19 protein-coding genes and 1 tRNA gene are annotated in these 17277 nt (G+C 65.6%); 10 read left to right on the forward strand and 10 right to left on the reverse strand.

What is annotated here, in order from left to right; all coding sequences use genetic code 11:
• Nucleotides 1-16: 16 nt before the first annotated feature.
• Nucleotides 17-1525, forward strand: coding sequence for an alanine/glycine:cation symporter family protein (locus AC5P7S_RS03740; RefSeq protein WP_005418815.1), 1509 nt, complete (start codon nucleotides 17-19; stop codon nucleotides 1523-1525).
• Complete coding sequence (locus AC5P7S_RS03745) at nucleotides 1526-2362, forward strand: TrmH family RNA methyltransferase (RefSeq protein ID WP_095377343.1); 837 nt, start codon at nucleotides 1526-1528, stop codon at nucleotides 2360-2362.
• 109 nt (nucleotides 2363-2471) lie between these two features.
• Here the strand turns inward: AC5P7S_RS03745 and AC5P7S_RS03750 are convergent, their stop codons facing one another.
• The 5 genes from AC5P7S_RS03750 to AC5P7S_RS03770 all read right to left on the reverse strand — a co-directional run bounded on the left by AC5P7S_RS03750 (nucleotide 2472) and on the right by AC5P7S_RS03770 (nucleotide 6764).
• Nucleotides 2472-3461 carry a hypothetical protein gene (locus AC5P7S_RS03750; protein WP_069139303.1) on the reverse strand — a complete coding sequence of 330 codons (990 nt, stop codon included), beginning with the start codon at nucleotides 3459-3461 and terminating at the stop codon, nucleotides 2472-2474.
• A gap of 105 nt (nucleotides 3462-3566) precedes the next feature.
• The gene (locus tag AC5P7S_RS03755; protein WP_005418811.1) at nucleotides 3567-4988 is read right to left on the reverse strand and encodes a M28 family peptidase; all 1422 of its coding nucleotides are present in this window, start codon (nucleotides 4986-4988) and stop codon (nucleotides 3567-3569) included.
• A gap of 243 nt (nucleotides 4989-5231) precedes the next feature.
• Nucleotides 5232-5636 carry a large-conductance mechanosensitive channel protein MscL gene (gene mscL, locus AC5P7S_RS03760; protein WP_005418809.1) on the reverse strand — a complete coding sequence of 135 codons (405 nt, stop codon included), beginning with the start codon at nucleotides 5634-5636 and terminating at the stop codon, nucleotides 5232-5234.
• A 54-nt stretch (nucleotides 5637-5690) separates the two neighbouring features.
• A complete protein-coding gene (locus AC5P7S_RS03765; RefSeq protein WP_019660190.1) occupies nucleotides 5691-6407 on the reverse strand; it encodes a fumarylacetoacetate hydrolase family protein in 717 nt (238 codons plus the stop codon).
• Between the two features lie 75 nt (nucleotides 6408-6482).
• Nucleotides 6483-6764 (reverse strand): hypothetical protein, encoded by a 282-nt coding sequence (locus AC5P7S_RS03770; protein WP_005410817.1) that lies wholly within the window; start codon nucleotides 6762-6764, stop codon nucleotides 6483-6485.
• Nucleotides 6765-6942: 178 nt separating this feature from the next.
• On the opposite strand from AC5P7S_RS03770, the gene AC5P7S_RS03775 reads away from it, so the two are divergent.
• Nucleotides 6943-7278, forward strand: a complete 336-nt coding sequence (locus tag AC5P7S_RS03775; RefSeq protein ID WP_065185296.1) for a Rieske (2Fe-2S) protein — start codon at nucleotides 6943-6945, stop codon at nucleotides 7276-7278.
• Nucleotides 7279-7410: 132 nt separating this feature from the next.
• Here AC5P7S_RS03775 and AC5P7S_RS03780 read toward each other — a convergent pair whose 3' ends face one another.
• The 4 genes from AC5P7S_RS03780 to thiS all read right to left on the reverse strand — a co-directional run bounded on the left by AC5P7S_RS03780 (nucleotide 7411) and on the right by thiS (nucleotide 11132).
• The gene (locus AC5P7S_RS03780) at nucleotides 7411-9258 is read right to left on the reverse strand and encodes an SLC13 family permease (RefSeq protein ID WP_095377342.1); all 1848 of its coding nucleotides are present in this window, start codon (nucleotides 9256-9258) and stop codon (nucleotides 7411-7413) included.
• A 27-nt stretch (nucleotides 9259-9285) separates the two neighbouring features.
• A complete protein-coding gene (gene trmB, locus AC5P7S_RS03785; RefSeq protein ID WP_095377341.1) occupies nucleotides 9286-10020 on the reverse strand; it encodes a tRNA (guanosine(46)-N7)-methyltransferase TrmB in 735 nt (244 codons plus the stop codon).
• Nucleotides 10020-10814 (reverse strand): thiazole synthase, encoded by a 795-nt coding sequence (locus AC5P7S_RS03790; protein WP_005418798.1) that lies wholly within the window; start codon nucleotides 10812-10814, stop codon nucleotides 10020-10022. Before AC5P7S_RS03790 ends, trmB begins: the two co-directional genes overlap by 1 nt.
• Nucleotides 10815-10931: 117 nt before the next feature.
• Nucleotides 10932-11132, reverse strand: a complete 201-nt coding sequence (gene thiS, locus AC5P7S_RS03795; protein WP_005418796.1) for a sulfur carrier protein ThiS — start codon at nucleotides 11130-11132, stop codon at nucleotides 10932-10934.
• A 208-nt stretch (nucleotides 11133-11340) separates the two neighbouring features.
• Between thiS and AC5P7S_RS03800 the strand changes: the two genes are divergently transcribed.
• A complete protein-coding gene (locus tag AC5P7S_RS03800) occupies nucleotides 11341-13194 on the forward strand; it encodes an autotransporter outer membrane beta-barrel domain-containing protein (protein ID WP_095377340.1) in 1854 nt (617 codons plus the stop codon).
• A 116-nt stretch (nucleotides 13195-13310) separates the two neighbouring features.
• A tRNA-Gly gene (locus AC5P7S_RS03805) sits at nucleotides 13311-13384 on the forward strand.
• Nucleotides 13385-13434: 50 nt separating this feature from the next.
• Here the strand turns inward: AC5P7S_RS03805 and AC5P7S_RS03810 are convergent.
• On the reverse strand, nucleotides 13435-13938 hold the full coding sequence (locus AC5P7S_RS03810) for a hypothetical protein (protein WP_141239336.1): 504 nt from the start codon (nucleotides 13936-13938) through the stop codon (nucleotides 13435-13437).
• Nucleotides 13939-14084: 146 nt separating this feature from the next.
• On the opposite strand from AC5P7S_RS03810, the gene AC5P7S_RS03815 reads away from it, so the two are divergent.
• From AC5P7S_RS03815 to AC5P7S_RS03835, 5 genes are all read left to right on the forward strand, one after another.
• Nucleotides 14085-14327: a hypothetical protein gene (locus AC5P7S_RS03815; RefSeq protein WP_005418653.1), complete on the forward strand. Its 243-nt coding sequence runs from the start codon at nucleotides 14085-14087 to the stop codon at nucleotides 14325-14327.
• 97 nt (nucleotides 14328-14424) lie between these two features.
• Complete coding sequence (gene rimK, locus AC5P7S_RS03820) at nucleotides 14425-15303, forward strand: 30S ribosomal protein S6--L-glutamate ligase (RefSeq protein ID WP_095377257.1); 879 nt, start codon at nucleotides 14425-14427, stop codon at nucleotides 15301-15303.
• Between the two features lie 258 nt (nucleotides 15304-15561).
• Nucleotides 15562-16041, forward strand: coding sequence for a hypothetical protein (locus AC5P7S_RS03825; RefSeq protein WP_005418649.1), 480 nt, complete (start codon nucleotides 15562-15564; stop codon nucleotides 16039-16041).
• Between the two features lie 94 nt (nucleotides 16042-16135).
• Nucleotides 16136-16606, forward strand: coding sequence for a hypothetical protein (locus tag AC5P7S_RS03830; RefSeq protein WP_005418647.1), 471 nt, complete (start codon nucleotides 16136-16138; stop codon nucleotides 16604-16606).
• Between the two features lie 115 nt (nucleotides 16607-16721).
• Nucleotides 16722-17183: a hypothetical protein gene (locus tag AC5P7S_RS03835; protein ID WP_005418645.1), complete on the forward strand. Its 462-nt coding sequence runs from the start codon at nucleotides 16722-16724 to the stop codon at nucleotides 17181-17183.
• The last annotated feature ends 94 nt before the right edge of the window (nucleotides 17184-17277 follow it).

Consider the following 17277-nt stretch of genomic DNA (forward strand, 5'->3'; position numbering starts at 1 on the left):
ACTGGAGAGAGCGCGCGTGGAAGCAACCGTACACTTCATCAACAGCATCATCTGGAGCAAGGCACTGATCTTCGTGTGCCTGGGCGCCGGCCTGTTCTTCAGCCTGCGCACGCGCTTCATGCAGATCCGGGGGTTCCTCGAGATGTGCCGCCTCACCGTCAAGGGTGAGAAATCCGACGCCGGTGTGTCCTCGTTCCAGGCGCTGGCCATGTCGATGGCCGGCCGCATGGGTATCGGCAACATCGCCGGTGTGGCCACCGCCATCGCATTCGGCGGTCCCGGTGCGATCTTCTGGATGTGGGTGATGGGCTTCCTTGGCGCATCCACCTCGTACGTCGAATGCACCCTGGCGCAGATCTACAAGACCAAGGATGCCGAAGGCCGCTACCGCGGTGGCCCGGCGTACTACATCGAAAAGGCCATGGGCCTGAAGTGGTATGCGCTGGCCTTCGCCATCGCCACGATCATCGCCGCAGGCTTCCTGATGCCGGGCGTGCAGGCCAACGCCATCGCCGACAGCATCATCAACGCCTGCCGTGGCACCGCGCTGTGCGGTCCGCTCGATGGCCAGGCCTTCGGCATGGAATCGGTGCAGGCGCTGAAGCTGGGGATCGGCATCGTGGTGGCGCTGCTGCTGGGCGTGGTGATCTTCGGTGGCGTCAAGCGCATCGCCAACTTCGCCGAAGTGGTGGTGCCGTTCATGGCCGCCGGTTTCATCCTGATGGCCATCATCATCATGATCATCAACTACGACCGCGTGCCGGAAATGTTCGGCATCATCTTCAAGAGTGCCTTCGGCACGCATGCCGCATTCGGCGCGATGATGGGCCTGGCTGTGGAGTGGGGCATCAAGCGCGGCATCTACGCCAACGAAGCCGGCCAGGGCTCGGGCCCGCACGCAGCGGCCGCCTCGGAAGTCTCGCATCCGGCCAAGCAGGGCTATGTGCAGGCCTTCGCGATCTACTTCGACACCATGATGGTGTGCACCGCCACCGCGTTCCTGATCCTGGCCAGCGGTACCTACAACGTGTACTCGCCGGTGGAGGGCGCCGCGCCGATCTTCCAGGGCCTGGCCGGCATTCCGGAAGGCGCCGGTTACGCCCAGGCCGGCGTGGAAGCGGTGCTGCCGGGCTGGGGTTCGGCGTTCGTATCGGTGGCCATCTTCTTCTTCGCCTTCACCACCATCATGGCGTACTACTACATGGCCGAGACCAACCTCAGCTATGTGAACCACAACAGGAAGCGGCCGCTGACCGTGCTGCTGCTGCGCCTGGGCATCATCGGCATGGTGGTGTTCGGCGCGTTCCACAATGCCACCCTGGCCTGGGCGCTGGGCGACATCGGCGTCGGCCTGATGGCCTGGCTGAACATCATCGCCATCCTCATCATCCAGAAGCCGGCGATGCTGGCCCTGCGTGACTACGAACGACAGAAGAAGCTGGGCCTGGATCCGGTGTTCGACCCTGATGCCCTGGGCATCAAGAACGCCGATTTCTGGCGCCAGCGCAAGCAGGAGAGTGTGTAAGTGAACAACCCTTGGAACAACCGCCGCCCGTCCGCCCGTCCGCCGCGCGCAACGCCGTTGCCGCGCCCGGAGGTGCCGGCCACGGGCGGTGTTGGGCGCGGTGGCAGCGATGAGCTGCGTCTGTACGGCCTGAATGCCGTGCTGGCTGCGTTCGAAGCGCGGCCGCAGGCGCTGCGCAAGCTGTACCTGCTGGAAGCACGCATCCCGCGCCTGCAGCCGCTGTTGAAGTGGTGCGTTGCCAACCGCGTGGGCTACCGCGTGGTCGAGGATGGCGATCTGAACAAGCTCGCCGGCACCACCCATCACGAAGGGGTGGTGGCTGATGTGCTGCGTGCACCTGCACTGCCGCTGGCGCAGTGGCTGGAGCAGGTCGGCGAGGCCCCGGCGCTGGCACTGTGGCTCGATGGCGTGGGCAACCCGCACAACCTCGGCGCGATCCTGCGCTCGGCCGCGCACTTCGGTGCCAAGGCGCTGCTGTTGCCGGCCGGCAGCACGCTGGCCCTGTCCGGCGCCGCCGCGCGCGTTGCCGAAGGCGGTGCCGAAGCGGTGCCGCTGGTGCAGCTGCCGGAGACCGATCAGGCAATGGCGCAATTGCGCGCAGCCGGTTTCGGCCTGGCCGCGACCCTGGTCGAGGGCGGTGATGACGTGTTCCGCAGCTCGCTACCGGCCCGCCTGGTGTATGTGATGGGTGCCGAAGGCGAGGGCATGGACCGCAGCCTGGCGGGGGCGTGCGACCTGCAGGTCTCGATTCCCGGCAGCGGCGCGGTGGAGAGCCTGAACGTAGCCTCGGCCACGGCGGTACTGCTGGCGCAATGGGCCAGTCGCCGCGTGAGGTGAGAGCTGCAGACAGGCTAGGGTGATTCGAGTCCACGTCTGCAGGTCCAGTTGGAAGTGCCTCGGCTTGGGAAGTAAACGAGCCGGGGACGCTTCTCCAGCAACATTTGGTTCAGAACTGCACCTTGGTGCGCCACGATGTTACGAGGTCCACGTCGGTGCCGAGCAGCGCAAGGTCACATGCGATCTGTCCAGCCTCGTAACATTGAATTGGCTGGCAGACGGTGTCGGCGGGATTGTGCATGAGTTCGTTTCTCAGCGTCCGCAAAGACGTGAGGGCGCGCTTGTGTTGGTCGCAGATCAGTTTCCCTGCACAAAGATCGTCGATGATTTTCCAGGTTTCGGGAGATCTAACGTTCTTCTCGTTCTCGATCATCCAGTGCCACCGGAGGGAGGACTCGATGATGAACCATGAGAGGACGAATGACATCCTGTAGTCGTTGTCGGCGTATGCGGTTTTGGCCTTGAGCAGATAGGAGAGCCATGTGACGTGATGTTCGTTGCGTGCTATGAGCGCGAATTTCTGCAGCGCAAACCGAGCAGCTTCGACATGAACTACTTCGTGGGGAATTCTCCATCCGGGTGCTTCCAGGGGAGACGGCGCAAGGGCGCCTCCAGCTACCCATCCGGACAGCGCATGCATGACCGTGGTCAAGGTGCGAGCCGTGCCAAAGCTGACGTTTACGGGGCGGCCGTCGAGGAATCCGACCTTGCATATCTCCTTCGCCCGGGTTGCAGTGGCGGAGACTTCGTAGGAGTCAGGATGCTTTATTGACTCCGATTCCAAGCACAGCTGAAGTGCATTGGCGTAATCCAAGTGTCGATCCATCCATATTGCAGACTGATCAAAATCACCTGAAATGCCCATGTCTGGCGCGGTCTGCGAAAGGTGTCGCACATTCAGCAGCATCAAACCGTTGACGCAAATTGCCGCATTGAATCGTTCGGTTTGCAGGCACGCCTTCACTTCCGGAATGATGCCGAGAAGGCATTGATTCTGTTCGGGATCATAGATGTTGACGCGTTGTCCCAGCCAGAACGGATACGCGCTATGGAAACCCAAGTGGAAATCCATTTGGTTGAGCAGTTCGAATCCTTCCACGCGTACTTTCCAGGAAGACGGATTGTCTGTATGGGGATGCTCGCAGCTGAGGGAAAGAGGGGGAGACGCTGAGCTTGCAACTCAGCGTCTTCCGCCTTCAGAATTTCATTCGTTCGGCGGCGTGGTCGCCTTGGCCTCGCTACCGAAGCTGCCATCCGCTTCCGCCGCCAGGTAGGCGAACACGGTGTACGCGGCCACGTTCTGCGCCAGTGCCTTCGGGTCGATCTTGTCCAGCGTGTCGTCGGCGGTGTGGTGCAGGTGGAAGTAGTCCGAGCCATCCTGCGCCAGCCACGCCCACGCACCGCCCTTGGCGGCCAGTGGGCCGACGTCCGGGCCCGGGCCACCCTTGTCGGCTTGGTACTCAATGCCCAGCGGCTTCATCACTTCGGCAATCTGCTTCGTCGCTTCACGCGAGCCGTCCGGATTCGGCGAACCGGTATTGAAGGCGTAGATGCGGCCTGCGCCGAAATCGCTCTCGGCGGCCAGCTGGTGCAGGGCCACGTCCTTCGCGTGCGCTTCGGCATAGGCCTTGCCGCCATACAGGCCCTGTTCCTCATTGGCGAAGGCGATCACGCGGATGGTGCGCTTCGGTGCCTGCTTGAGCTGGCCGATCAGGTGGCCGGCGGCCATGGTGATGCCCACGCCCGCGCCGTCATCCACCGCGCCGGTGCCCAGGTCCCACGAATCCAGGTGACCACCGATCACCACCACTTCCTTCGGCAGGCTGCGGCCGGTGATCTCGCCGATCACGTTGTAGGAGGTGGCGGTGCCATCCCAACCGCAATCCAGTGCCATCTTCACCGTGGTGCTGCCACGCGCCAGCAGGCGGGCCAGCTGGTCGGCATCGGGCACCGACAGCGCGGCCGACGGCACTGGGGTCAGGCCGTCATCGAAACGGGTGATACCCGTGTGCGGCACGCGGTGCGAGTCGGTACCGGCCGAGCGCATCAGGAAACCGACCGCGCCCTTGCGGATCGCTTCGGACGGCCCCTTGCTGCGGATCGCACCGCCGCGGCCGTAATCGCGGCCATCGCGGAACGGCAGCATCTGGTAATCGACGAAGGCGATCTTGCCCTTCAGCGAACCCGCCGGTGCGGCCTGCAGCGCGGCCAGGTCGGCGAAGCGCACCACCTCGGCTTCCACGGTGCCGCCTGGGCTGCCGCCCAGCGCAGTGATCTGCAGCGGCTGCGGGTTCCTGCCGGTCACGGCGGCGTGTTCACTGCGCCGCTCCCACTTCGGGAATGTCACCGGCTCCTTCCACACCTTGTCGAAACCGAGGGCCTTGAACTTGGCTTCGGCCCAGGCCACGGCGCGGGCGTCGGCTTCGCTGCCGGCGATGCGCGGACCGATTTCGGTGGTGAGCGACTCGACCACCTTCCAGCCGGTGTCATCGGCCAGCGCCTGGTCGCGCAGCTGTGCGGCGGTGGCCAGCGACGCCGGGGGCAGGGTAGTGGTGTGCGGCGCCGCGAAGGCCGGGGCGGCCAGCAGGGCGAGGGAGGATGCGATGGCAAGGACGCGGCGACGCATGGACAACTCCGGGAAGGGACCTAAGCCTTGGAGCTTAACAGTCGTTCAGCCCGGCGCATGGGCGGGAGGTCATGGCTGGCGCGAACGCTGTTTTCCGCCATGACCGGCAAAGCGAAAGCCCCGCCAGGACGGGGCTTTCGCCTGCTTCTGTAGAGCCGAGCCAATGCTCGGCTGCCTTTTGCAGATCAGCCGAGCGTGGGCTCGGCTCTACAGGTGGGAGGGGCGCCATAGGCGCCCGACACCTTACTTCTTCAGGCTGTCGCGGATCTCGCGCAGCAGCACCACTTCTTCGGCCGGCGCCGCCGGGGCAGCTTCCTTCTTCCGCGACAGTCGGTTGATCGCCTTGACAACGATGAAGATCGCGAAAGCCACGATCACGAACTGGATGACGGTGTTGATGAAGTCGCCGTAGCCAACCACCACCGCCGGGATCTCCTTGCCATCCGGTCCGAGCCGGGCTGGCGACAACGTCCAGGCCAGGCTGGAGAAATCCACGCGCCCGATCAGGTAGCCCAGCGGCGGCATGATGATCTTCTCGACCAGCGCCGTCACGATCTTGCCGAAGGCCGCGCCGATCACCACGCCGACGGCGAGGTCGATGACGTTGCCGCGCATGGCGAATTCCTTGAACTCGGTGAGCATTCCCATTGTTGTTTTTCTCCGGTGGGGAAGTGGACAGCGCGCAGGGTAGCGCAGGTGATGTCAGCCGGCGATCACGCCGTGGCGCTCGGCCACGTTTTCAAGGCGGGCACTGAAGCGGTCGCCGGGCTTCAACGCAGCCACCCCGGACGGGGTGCCCATGAACACCAGGTCGCCGGCACGCAGCTGCCATAGCTTGGACAGCTCATGCAGGATCTCCGGCACGTTCCAGATCATCTGGTCGAGCAGTGCCTGCTGGCGCACTTCGCCGTTGACCTCCAGCGACAGGTTCAGCGCGGCCAGGTCGCCGACTTCCTCGGCGTGGACGATTTCGCTGATCGGCGCGGAGGCGTCGAAGCCCTTGGCCGCGTCCCACGGGTGGCCCTTGTCCTTGGCCGCGGCCTGCAGGTCGCGGCGGGTCAGGTCCAGGCCGACGGCGTAGCCATAGACCAGCGCATCGGCGTCGGCCACGGCCAGCTCGCCTGCGGGCGCATCGCGGCCGATCGCCACCACCAGTTCCACTTCGTGGTGCAGGTTGGCGGTTGCCGGCGGGTAGGGGATGGCATCGTCGTGGCCGACCACGATCGCATCGGCCGGCTTGCTGAAGAACATCGGGCGGCCGCGGTCATCGGCCGCCGGCACCGCCGCGCCCATTTCGCGGGCGTGGTCGGCGAAATTGCGGCCGACGCAGTAGATGCGGTGCACGGGGAAGCTGCCGCCACCGGCTACCGGTACACGCGGCAGGGCTACGGCAGGGATCACATCGGAGACATCGGACATGCGGGCATCCAGGAAGGGCGTGCCCGCAGTCTAGAACGCATGGCGCCCGCCGTCAGCGGGCGCGGAAGGCCTGGATCAGCGCGAGGCCGGCAACACCGGCTTGCGCACCACGCGGTACTCGCCTTCAACCACGGTCGGGTCAACCGGACGCGCAACGCCCGGCTTGCGCGAAGCCAGCAGCTTCCACGCCAGGCCGACCAGGATCATCGCCGCGCCAACGAACACACCGATGAACACCATCGCCGCCAGGATCGCCAGGCCAAGCAGGCCCACGGCGACGCGCACCAGCGGATGACGCGGCTTACGCGGCGCGAACAGGGTGCGGAACTGGTTGAAGGCGGATGCGCGATTGAACATGGCGGCTCGATAGGCTGGGATCAGCGAAAACAGAGTATCGGGACGCGCCACTGTCATTGAGTGAAAAACTCGTTAAATATAGCCTGTGCTTATTACGGATCAATGACTTGTGTTCATGTCGCAGCCAGTCACCTGAGCAGGCATGCGACAATTCCGGTTTACCGTCCGAGCCTTTGCCATGACTATCGCTGCTGCCCTGATCGCCCTTGATGCCATTGCCGATGGCGCGTTTGCCGAGGTCGAAGCGGTGGTCGATGGCGATGCCGAATCGCTGGTGCTGTACCGCGACGGCGCGCAGGTGCGCGCGTTCCTGAACATCTGCCCGCACGCTGGCCGCCGCCTGGACTGGGCCCCAGGCCAGTTCCTGAAGAGCCGTGAGGGCCACCTGGTATGCGCCGCGCATGGCGCCTCGTTCACGCTGGACAGCGGCGACTGCATCGCCGGCCCGTGCAAGGGTGACCGCCTGCGTACGGTGCCGGTGGACGTACGCGACGGGCTGGTCTACCTGGCCTGAGGCCAGCTGGGGGTCGGATCCGTTTTCCGCAGGAAAACGGCTCTGACCCCATCAAACCAGGAGCAGTCGAGCATGGCTCGACGCTACAAAAGGCATCCACGCATGGCGTGGATCTACTGTAGAACCTAACCCTCAGAACATCAGGTTGATCATCAGCACCACCACGCAGGTATAGATCAGCGACAGCGGGCCGCCGACCCGCCACATCTCGCGCGGGGTGTAGTTGGCCGGGCCAGTGATCATCGAGATCACCGGGTTGGAGGCCGTCATCAGGTTGTTGGACGCCGACAGCGCCACGATCAGCGCGAACGCGGTCGGGTTGCCCCCCGCTGCCAGTGCCAGGTTCACCGCGATCGGCACCATCACGATGGTCGCACCCACATGGCTGATCACCAGCGAGAACGCCGTGGTCAGCAGCGCCAGCGCCACCTCCAGCACCCACACCGGAATGCCGGTCGGCAGCTTGTCGATGGTATGGCCGGCCACCCACGCGGCCGCACCGCTGGAGTCCATCGCCCAGCCGAGCGGAATCAGCCCGGCCATCATGAACACCGTCTTCCAGTTGATCGAGGCATACGCCTCGTCCATACGCAGCACGCCGGTCAGCAGCATGCCGGCCACGCCGGTCATCAGCGTCAGCGCCACCGGCAGCTTGCTGGTCAGCGCGATCAGGATGGTCAGCGCGAAGATCGCCATCGCAATCTTGAACTTGTGCGGGCGCTGCTCGCCGGTCGGGTAATCGGTCACCACCACGAAGTCGCGGCTGCGCGCGGCCTGCGCCAGGTCGGTCCAGATGCTGTGGAACACCAGCATGTCGCCGGCGCGCAGCTGCACGTCGCGCACGTCCTCGCGGATCACCTGCTTGTCGCGGTTGATCGCCAGCAGGCTGATGCCGCGCTCCTTGCGCAGGCGCAGATCGGCCGCACTCTTGCCGATCACGTTCGAGGTCGGTGGCACCACTGCCTCGGAAATGCCGGCGCGGCTGGGGTTGAACAGGTCACCCAGGTGCTTCAGGCGCGAGGACATGCGCAGGAACTGGTTCTGCGCGAAGTCGCTGATCTGCTGGCGCGGTCCCATCGCACCGAGCACGCTGCCGACCCAGATGCGCATCTCCGCCGGCGGCGCCAGGCGGGTGTCGTTGCCGGTCTTCAGGGCCAGCAGCAGTGGCGCATCGTGCAGGGTCTCGGCCTCGCCCAGGGTCATGCCCACCAGCGGGCTCTCGGCGGTCACCAACAGCTCGAACACATCGCCTTCGATGCCATAGGTCTTGGCGAAGTAGCTCTCGGTGCGCGCCGGGGTGACCCCGTCATTGACCAGGCTTTCCTCTTCGATCAGCTTGCGGTCGCCGTAGTAGCGGAAGTACAGCAACGAAGCGATCAGCAACGCCACACCGATCGGCAGCGGCGCGAACATGCGCAGCGGCTCGATGGTGGCCAGGCCGGAGGGAAGGTTGTTGTTGGCCGAGGCCAGCAGATCGTTCAGCAGGATCAGCGGCGAATTGCCGACCATGGTCAGTGCACCGCCCATCACGATCGCCGCCGAGATCGGCAGCAGCAGGCGCTGCATCGTCAGCCCGGTGCGCGCTGCCAGTCGTGAGGCAACCGGCAGATACAACGCCATCACCGACGGGTTCTGCATGAAGGAGGAGTTCAGGCCGGCGATGGCGGTGGTCATCATCAGCAGCCGTTGCTCGACACCGTGGCCGCGCCGCAGCAGCCAGGCCGCCAGCCGGTTCAGCGCCCCGGTGCGGTCCAGGCCCGCACCGAGGATGGTGGTGGCGATGATGCTCATCACCGCGTTACCGGAGAAACCGCCGAAGATCTCCTCCGGCGCGATCAGCCCAGTGACACCAAGCACCACCAGCACCACCAGCGCGACCACGTCGGCGCGGATGCGCTCGAACAGGAACATCGCCATCGTGAAGCCGACCAGCCCGAGCACGAGCTTCATGTCGTTGGTCAGCGTCAGCGCGGTATCCATGTGGGGCGCGGCGTCCTCAGGCGATCGTCAGGTGCGGTCGTACAGCAGGTCCCAGACGCCGTGGCCCAGCTTCTGGCCGCGGGTCTCGAAGTGCGTCTGCGGGCGCCAGTCCGGGCGCGGCACGCTGCCCCGCGGGCCGGCGCGGTTGACCAGCCCGGCGGTTGCGTCGAGTACGTCCCACATCTGCTCGGCGTAGTCTTCCCAGTCGGTCGCGCAGTGCAGGCGGCCCCCCGGGCGCAGCTTGCGCACCAGCAGTTCGGCGAATGCCGGCTGCAGCAGGCGGCGCTTGTTGTGGCGCTTCTTGTGCCACGGGTCCGGGAAGTAGATGCGCACTTCATCGAGTGCGCCGTCGGCGATCTCGTTCTGCAGCACTTCCACCGCGTCGTGGTGGTACAGGCGCACATGGTCGGCATCGTCCTCGGCCAGCGCGTTCAGCAGCCGGCCCACGCCCGGGGCGTGCACCTCGATGCCGATGTAGTCGCGCGATGGGTCGTGCTGGGCCGCGAAGCGCAGCGCGGCACCGTTGCCGAAGCCGATCTCCAGCACCTTGTGTGCCGGGCGGCCGAAGGTGGCGTCCAGGTCGCGCGGCTGGCCGGTGTAATCGATGCCGAAGCGCGGCCAGCGTTCGTCGAACGCGCGCTGCTGGGCGGGAGTGAAACGGCCTTGGCGCAATACGAAGCTGCGCACCTCGCGGCGGCCCTCGCTCACGGTGAAGGGCTTGGGCGGGGCCTTGGAACCGGCGCTGTCAAAAGGATTGGTCATCAGCCGATCAGCCCATCCACCGGCGAGGAGGCGCTGGCGTAGCGCTTGCGCGGGATGCGCCCGGCCAGGAAGGCCTCGCGGCCGGCCTCGACCGCCTTGCGCATCGCGCTGGCCATCAGCACCGGGCTTCGCGCACCGGCAATGGCGGTGTTCATCAGCACGCCGTCGCAGCCCAGCTCCATCGCGATCGCCGCGTCCGACGCGGTACCCACGCCGGCATCAACGATGATCGGGACCTTGGCGTCTTCGATGATCTGCAGCAGGTTGTACTTGTTCTGGATGCCCAGGCCCGAACCGATCGGCGCGGCCAGCGGCATCACCGCAGCGCAGCCGATCTCTTCCAGGCGCTTGGCCAGGATCGGGTCGTCGGAGGTATAGACCATCACCTCGAAACCGTCCTTGACCAGCTGCTCGGCGGCCTTCAGGGTCTGCATCACGTCCGGGTACAGGGTCTTCTGGTCGCCGAGCACTTCCAGCTTCGTCAGGTTGTGGCCGTCCAGCAGTTCACGGGCCAGGCGGCACGTACGCACCGCGTCCTCGGCGGTGTAGCAGCCGGCGGTGTTGGGCAGGATGGTGAAGCGCTCCGGCGGCAGCACGTCCAGCAGGTTCGGCTCGCCCGGGTTCTGCCCGATGTTGGTGCGGCGGATGGCCACGGTGACGATCTGGGCACCAGCGGCCTCGGTCGCCAGGCGGGTTTCTTCCAGGTCCTTGAACTTGCCGGTGCCGGTCAGCAGCCGCGAGCCATAGGTCTTGCCGGCGATTACCAGCGAATCGGGGGAGACATGAACGTTCATGGCGCGATTATCGCTTATCCGCCTGAAGATGGGGTCACGTAGAGGGCGGGGTCGAGCGTGGGGTCAGATCCCTTTGCCACCGGCAAAGGGATCTGACCCCTGAACACCCGCGCAGCCTCAGCCCCCACCCAGCGCGTGCACGATCTCCACCACGTCGCCCTCGGCCAGGACGTGCTCGCCATGGCGGCTGCGGCTGACGATCTCGCCGTTGACCTCGACCGCGACCCGGCGTTGCAGCAACTGCTCGGCCTGCAGCAGATCGTGGAGGGTCGCCGAGGCGGGCAGGGTACGGGGTTCGCCGTTGAGCTGGATGTTCATCGCCGCATTGTCGCCTACGGCCTGCGCGGATCGGAACCCTTGCAAATTGCCTCGGCCGCCAGCCCCGGCACAGCGTTGTCCGACGTTGCCGGGCGACAATCCATGCGGCGGCGCAGCGTGAGCAAAACGCGGCGCAGTGAAACCATTCACCGTGCGCCGGCGTACGTCCGCCGGGTCCTCAACGATATCCCCACAGGAGTTTCTTACCATGCTGCTCAGCAAACGCCCGATCCGCTCCCTGATGGCGGCCGCGATCGCGCTGGCCGCGGTTCCGGCCATGGCAGGCGAATCCCCGTATTCCAAGGCCGTGTTCTTCGGCGACAGCCTGACCGATGCCGGCTATTTCCGCCCGCTGCTGCCGGCCGATGTGCGTCCGGTGACCGGCCAGTTCACCACCAACCCGGGTTGGGTGTGGTCGCAGCAGGTCGCCAACTACTATGGCCTCAATGGCGCCGCCAACGGCAACGGCCAGAGCGGTGACAACTATGCAGTCGGCGGTGCCCGCGTGTCGGTGGACGAGGCCGGTGGCCTGGGCGTGATTCCGTCGCTGAAGTCGCAAGCAACCCGCTACCTTGCCGCGAACGGTGGCAAGGCTGACGGCAACGCCCTGTACACCGTATGGGGAGGCGCCAATGATCTGTTCGCGGCCACCCGTGCGGCGGCAGGTGGCGCGTCGCAGGCCCAGGTGCAGGGCATCATCGGCGCAGCAGTCACCGACCAGATCGCGCTGGTGGGTGCCCTGAAGCAGGCCGGCGCCCAGTACGTGCTGGTACCGAACCTGCCGGATGTGGGCATCACCCCACAGTTCCGCGGCCCCAATGCCGCCGCCGCCACCGCACTGTCGGCCGGCTACAACAAGGCCCTGTACGGTGGCCTGAAGCAGGCGGGCATCGAGTTCATTCCGCTCGATACCTTCAGCATCCTGCGTGAAGTGACCGCCAACCCGGGCATGTACGGTTTCACCAACGTCACCAGCACCGCCTGCAAGATCGATCCGGCCAACTCGACGCAGAGCATCCTGACCTGCAACCCGACCAGCTACGTCAGCCCGGATGCGGCCAACACCTACCTGTTCGCCGATGGCGTGCACCCGACCACCGCCGGCCATCAGCTGCTGGGCCAGTACGCCGTGTCGGTGCTGGAAGCGCCGCGCCTGCAGCAGGTGCTGAGTCACTCGGCGCAGACCATCGGCCGCTCGCGCGCCGACCAGGTCAGCATGCATCTGGGCGGCCGTCCGGCTGACGGCCTGTCCTGGTGGGGAGGCGTGCGGGGTGACCTGCAGCGCTACGACCACGCCGACCTGTACGACGGGCTGGCCCCGGCCGGCCTGTTCGGTATCGACTGGGCACGCGACGGCATGGTGTTCGGCGGCTTCGCCGGTTTCGGTCGCCTCAACGCCGACTTCGGCAACAACCGTGGCGACTTCACCCAGAAGGACACCTCGGCCGGTCTGTTCGCTGGCTGGTACGGCGACCGCATCTGGGTGAACGGTCAGGTCAGCTACACCTGGCTGTCCTATGACGTGAACCGCAAGGTCCAGCTGGGCCCGGTCACCCGTGAGCATGGTGGTTCGCCGGACGGCAGCAACCTGACCGCCGCCCTGAACGCCGGTTACGAGTTCGGCACCGAAGGCGGCTTCCGTCACGGCCCGATCGCTTCGGTGATCTGGCAGAAGGTGAAGATCGACGGTTACACCGAAAGCGCCGCGGCCGGCACGCTGGCCACTGCACTGGGCTACGACCGCCAGAACGTCGATTCGACCGTCGGCCGCATTGGCTGGCAGGCCCGCTTCGATGGCGGCACCCTCAAGCCGTATGCGCAGGTGACCTACGACCACGAGTTCGAGGACACCAAGCAGGCCAGCGCCTGGCTGCAGACCCTGCCGGAACTGGGCAGCTACCGCGTGCCGGGCCTGAAGTTCGACAAGAACTACGCCACCGTCGTGCTGGGTGCCCGCACCGAACTGTTCGGCCTGCAGAGCAACTTCGGCCTGAGCGCGTCGACCGGCCAGAAGCGCGCGCAGGACGCCACCCTGTTCGCCAACTTCAGCGGCACGTTCTAAGCAGCAATCGCCGGGGTCGGAGCCCTTTCCGCGAGGAAAGGGCTCTGACCCCTCGCGGATGCGGTGGCCGCCATTGCGCAACACCGGGCCAACCGCATAGACTTTCACCGCGCACTGCGGGCGTAGCTCAATGGTAGAGCTGTAGCTTCCCAAGCTACTGACGTGGGTTCGATTCCCATCGCCCGCTCCATCTTTCAAGACCGCGCCGCGTTTCCGCCGCGCAGGTTCCTTCAGACAGCCTCAGTACGCCGCGAACACCGCGGCCAACGCGTCCGCGTCCAGCACGCGTCCCTGGGCGCGATCATGCGTGTGCAGGTACCAGACCTCGTCCGGCTCCAAGTGCCGTGTCAGGTGCCACTGGTTTTCCCGGGCCAGAATATCCACCCGTCCCTGGCAGCCGAAGCAGAAGCGGGCCAGAGGCTTGATCGCGGCGGCCTTGCCATTGACGTTCAGGGTCAGTGCGGGGGCCGCGTAGGTTTTCAGTTCCCCGGATGACGGATTCTCGGTGATGGTGACCGTGTCCCGACGCAGCGTGGCCACCTCCGCCTGCACCAACGGTTGCAGCCACAGTTCGAGGGTGTCGAACAGCACATGCAGCGATTGGATCCAGTCCTGGTACTGCTTTTCGACGGCGGCGGCCCTGGCCTGCTCCGCGTGTGCAGATTGCTGCAGCTTCTGTGCAAGTTGCTCCATTTTCGACATCGGGATTTCCGCTTTGGGAGGAGCTTCCATGGTGATCGGCACGCTCGCCTGCTTCCAGCCGAAAGCGACATTTTCGTAGAACTCCTAGAGGCGCTGCGGAGGGGGCGCGTAACGCTTCAAACTTTTCCCATGGGCAGGCCGGCGCTGACCGACTAGCGTGAGCGGATACTGACCAGGAGCTGCCTTCCATGAACTGCCGGAACGACGTCGTCGAGCGCATCCATCGGATCTTTCTTTCCGCCGGCGTCGGCTCGAACAAGCAGCTTGAAGCCGTGCGCGCGCTGGGGCGTGCCGGTGGTCCCAAGGCCGCGGAACTGCTCGAGCAGATCTACCAGCAGGCGTTCAGCAATTCTGCCCTGCAGATGGCCTGCGTGGCGGCGCTGGGCGAAGCGGCCCGTGGCTTCCAGGTCAGTGCTGAACGGGACAGCTGAAGCTTCATCCACAACGCTCGAGATCGTCGACGACGGGCATCATCCGCCCGCCACACGCCCGCGCTATGCTGCGCGCCTGCCGACCGATCCCGCCGCGATGAAGCTCGCCATCCTGTCCCGCAACAGCTCCCTGTATTCCACCCGTCGGCTGGTCGAGGCGGCGCGCGCGCGCGGCCATACCGTGCGCATCCTCGACCCGTTGCGCTGTTACATGCGCATCGCCGCCGATGGCTTTTCCATGCACTACAAGGGCCGGCCGATGACCGGCGTGGACGTGGTCATTCCGCGCATCGGTGCCTCGATCACCCGCTACGGCACCGCCGTGCTGCGCCAGTTCGAACTGATGGGCGCACGCACGCCCAATCCGTCCGATGCCATCCTGCGTTCGCGCGACAAGCTGCGCGCGCACCAGCTGCTGGCGGCCAAGGGCATCGACATGCCGGTTACCGTGTTCGGCGACAACCCCGATGACACCGTCGATCTGCTGTCCATGCTCGGCCCGCCGCCGCATGTGGTGAAGCTCAATGAAGGCACCCAGGGTCGCGGCGTGATCCTGACCGAAAAGGCCAGTGCCTCGCGCGGCATTGTCGAAGCGCTGCGCGGCCTGTACGCCAACTTCCTGATGCAGGAATTCATCGGCGAGGCCAAGGGCGCCGACCTGCGCTGCTTCGTGGTGGGCGACCAGGTGGTGGCGTCGATGCAGCGGCAGGCACCGGAGGGTGACTTCCGCTCCAACCTGCACGCTGGCGGCACCGCCGTGGCGGCCAAGGCCAGTCGCGCCGAGCAGCAGGTGGCGGTGCGTTCGGCCAAGGCGCTGGGCCTGTCGGTGTGCGGCGTGGACCTGATCCGCTCCGCGCGCGGCCCGCTGGTGCTGGAGGTCAACTCCACGCCGGGGCTGGAGGGCATCGAAGCGGCCTGCGGTGTGGACGTGGCCACACGCATCATCGAACACGTAGAGAAGATCAAAAAGCCTTGATTATTCATGGGGTTGTGATTCTCATGGGTAAATGATCCGGGGCTTTAACGAGGCTTTAATCGGCCCCGGCGTAGGCTTCAGCGAACCGTAGCTCTGCCTCTCAGCAGGATCGGTATCGGGATACGACTTCAGGCCCAGGCGGGTGCACCGCCTGGGCCTTTTTTATGCCTGTCGGCTCTGTGCCCAAGGTCTCTTGTGGAGGCCGCGTGACGGTCGTAGAGTTGGCCCTTCGTTCCGGGATGGATCGGGAGGTTGGCGATGTACCGCATCATGACGATCGCGTTGCTGCTGGGCCTGTCTGGCGCTGTTGCCGCCAAGCCGGAGAAAGTCGCTGTACAGATGGACCGGCAGGGGTCGGTCGCCGAGCAGATGCGCCAGGTGGAAACCGCGCTGGCTGCCCCCGACTATGCCGAACTGTCTGCCGAGGATCGCGGCCAGGTGCAGCAGGCGCTGTCGCGTATCCGCCAGCACATGGGCGAACGCCAGACCGTGCAGGAGCTGCCGCCGCAGTTGCAGGCCGAGGTCTTCAACGAGCAGGAACGCATCAACACCCTGATGGCGCGTGGCCATGACGACAGCCGGCAGATCTGCAGGTACGAACGCACCACCGGCAGCAACATGCCCAGGAGCCGCTGCCTGACCGTGGCCGAACGGCGCCGGATCGAAGAGAAAGGCAAGGCGCTGATCAACGACCAGCGCAGCTACAACACGCTCAGCCCACCGCCCGCCGGGCGTTGACCGCACCGCCTTTCGGTCCACCGGGGTGCCGTAACGGCGTATCGGTGGCACCGCAGGGTCGGTGTTCCACTCATGGAAGAACCTGGAGGTAACAATGCAGCGCATGACCCCCTTCGCCCTGATGCTGGGCCTGGCACTGGCCACCACCGCGCACGCCAAGCCCGAGAAAGGGCAGGTGAAGTTCGACGCCAACGCGCCGGTGGCCGAACAGATCCGCAACGTTGAGACGGCGATCAACACCGAGGACTACAGCGAGATCGGGCTGGAAGACAAAAGCCGCGTGCAGCAGGCGCTGGGCCGTATCAAGATCAAGATGGGCGACCACGAACGGGTAGAGCAGTTGAGCCCGCAGGACCGCACCGAGATCTTCAACGACCAGGAAGTGATCAACACGATCATGACCCGCGCCCATGCCGACAGCCGCATGGTCTGCCGCCGCGAGCGCACCACCGGCAGCAACATGCCGCAGAGCGTCTGCCTGACCGTGGCCCAGCGCCGCAAGGCGCAGGAAGACAGCCGCAAGGCCCTCAACGACAACCAGCGTTTCAACAACTACAAGCCGTAACCGTGGTTGGACCGGTCGCAGGCCGCCATCGGTCACCCTGCCGTGCGTCCCTTGTGGACGCATCGGCGCAACCGTAAAGTCGAGACCCTATTCATGGACGAACATGGAGCTCGTCATGTACCGCACCACTACGCTCGCCCTGATGCTGTCGCTCGGCCTGGTGGCCACCGTGCAGGCCAAGGCGCAGAAGGACACCGTGCAGATGGATTCCTTCACCCCGGTATCCGAGCAGATCCGCCGCGTTGAAACGGCCATGGGCAGCGAGGACTACAGCGAGATCGGGCTGGAGGACAAGAGCCGCGTGCAGCAGGCGCTGAACCGGATCCGGATCAAGATGAATGGCCGCGAGAAGTTGGATGAGCTGGCCCCGCAGGAGCGCAACGACCTGTTCAACGAGCAGGAGATCGTCAACACCATCATGACCCGCGCCCAGGCCGACAGCCGCATGATCTGCCGCCGCGAGCGCCTGACCGGCAGCAACATGCCGACCAGTGTCTGCCTGACCGTGGCCCAGCGTCGCAAGGCCCAGGAAGACAGCCGCCGGGCGCTGACCGACCAGCAGCGCATCAGCCGCTGAGCGCTCGCCCCGGGGGCGTTTGCCGGTGTCGTCCCTCCGGTACGAAATGTTAAGAATGGAACCTGTATCGTTCAGCAGGTAGACGTCGCGTCCA

The sequence above is a fragment of the Stenotrophomonas sp. YJH_SMC_32 genome, from assembly GCF_059369975.1.

Bases quoted from the DNA above. Each gene is read 5' to 3' on its own strand.
- AC5P7S_RS03835 (WP_005418645.1), top strand. From the start codon at position 16,722: ATGTACCGCACCACTACGCTCGCCCTGATGCTGTCGCTCGGCCTGGTG.
- thiS (WP_005418796.1), bottom strand. From the start codon at position 11,132: ATGAACATCCAGCTCAACGGCGAACCCCGTACCCTGCCCGCCTCGGCG.
- AC5P7S_RS03775 (WP_065185296.1), top strand. From the start codon at position 6,943: ATGACTATCGCTGCTGCCCTGATCGCCCTTGATGCCATTGCCGATGGC.
- rimK (WP_095377257.1), top strand. From the start codon at position 14,425: ATGAAGCTCGCCATCCTGTCCCGCAACAGCTCCCTGTATTCCACCCGT.
- AC5P7S_RS03755 (WP_005418811.1), bottom strand. From the start codon at position 4,988: ATGCGTCGCCGCGTCCTTGCCATCGCATCCTCCCTCGCCCTGCTGGCC.
- mscL (WP_005418809.1), bottom strand. From the start codon at position 5,636: ATGGGAATGCTCACCGAGTTCAAGGAATTCGCCATGCGCGGCAACGTC.
- AC5P7S_RS03770 (WP_005410817.1), bottom strand. From the start codon at position 6,764: ATGTTCAATCGCGCATCCGCCTTCAACCAGTTCCGCACCCTGTTCGCG.
- AC5P7S_RS03825 (WP_005418649.1), top strand. From the start codon at position 15,562: ATGTACCGCATCATGACGATCGCGTTGCTGCTGGGCCTGTCTGGCGCT.
- AC5P7S_RS03765 (WP_019660190.1), bottom strand. From the start codon at position 6,407: ATGTCCGATGTCTCCGATGTGATCCCTGCCGTAGCCCTGCCGCGTGTA.
- AC5P7S_RS03780 (WP_095377342.1), bottom strand. From the start codon at position 9,258: ATGGATACCGCGCTGACGCTGACCAACGACATGAAGCTCGTGCTCGGG.
- trmB (WP_095377341.1), bottom strand. From the start codon at position 10,020: ATGACCAATCCTTTTGACAGCGCCGGTTCCAAGGCCCCGCCCAAGCCC.
- AC5P7S_RS03815 (WP_005418653.1), top strand. From the start codon at position 14,085: ATGAACTGCCGGAACGACGTCGTCGAGCGCATCCATCGGATCTTTCTT.
- AC5P7S_RS03790 (WP_005418798.1), bottom strand. From the start codon at position 10,814: ATGAACGTTCATGTCTCCCCCGATTCGCTGGTAATCGCCGGCAAGACC.
- AC5P7S_RS03800 (WP_095377340.1), top strand. From the start codon at position 11,341: ATGCTGCTCAGCAAACGCCCGATCCGCTCCCTGATGGCGGCCGCGATC.
- AC5P7S_RS03830 (WP_005418647.1), top strand. From the start codon at position 16,136: ATGCAGCGCATGACCCCCTTCGCCCTGATGCTGGGCCTGGCACTGGCC.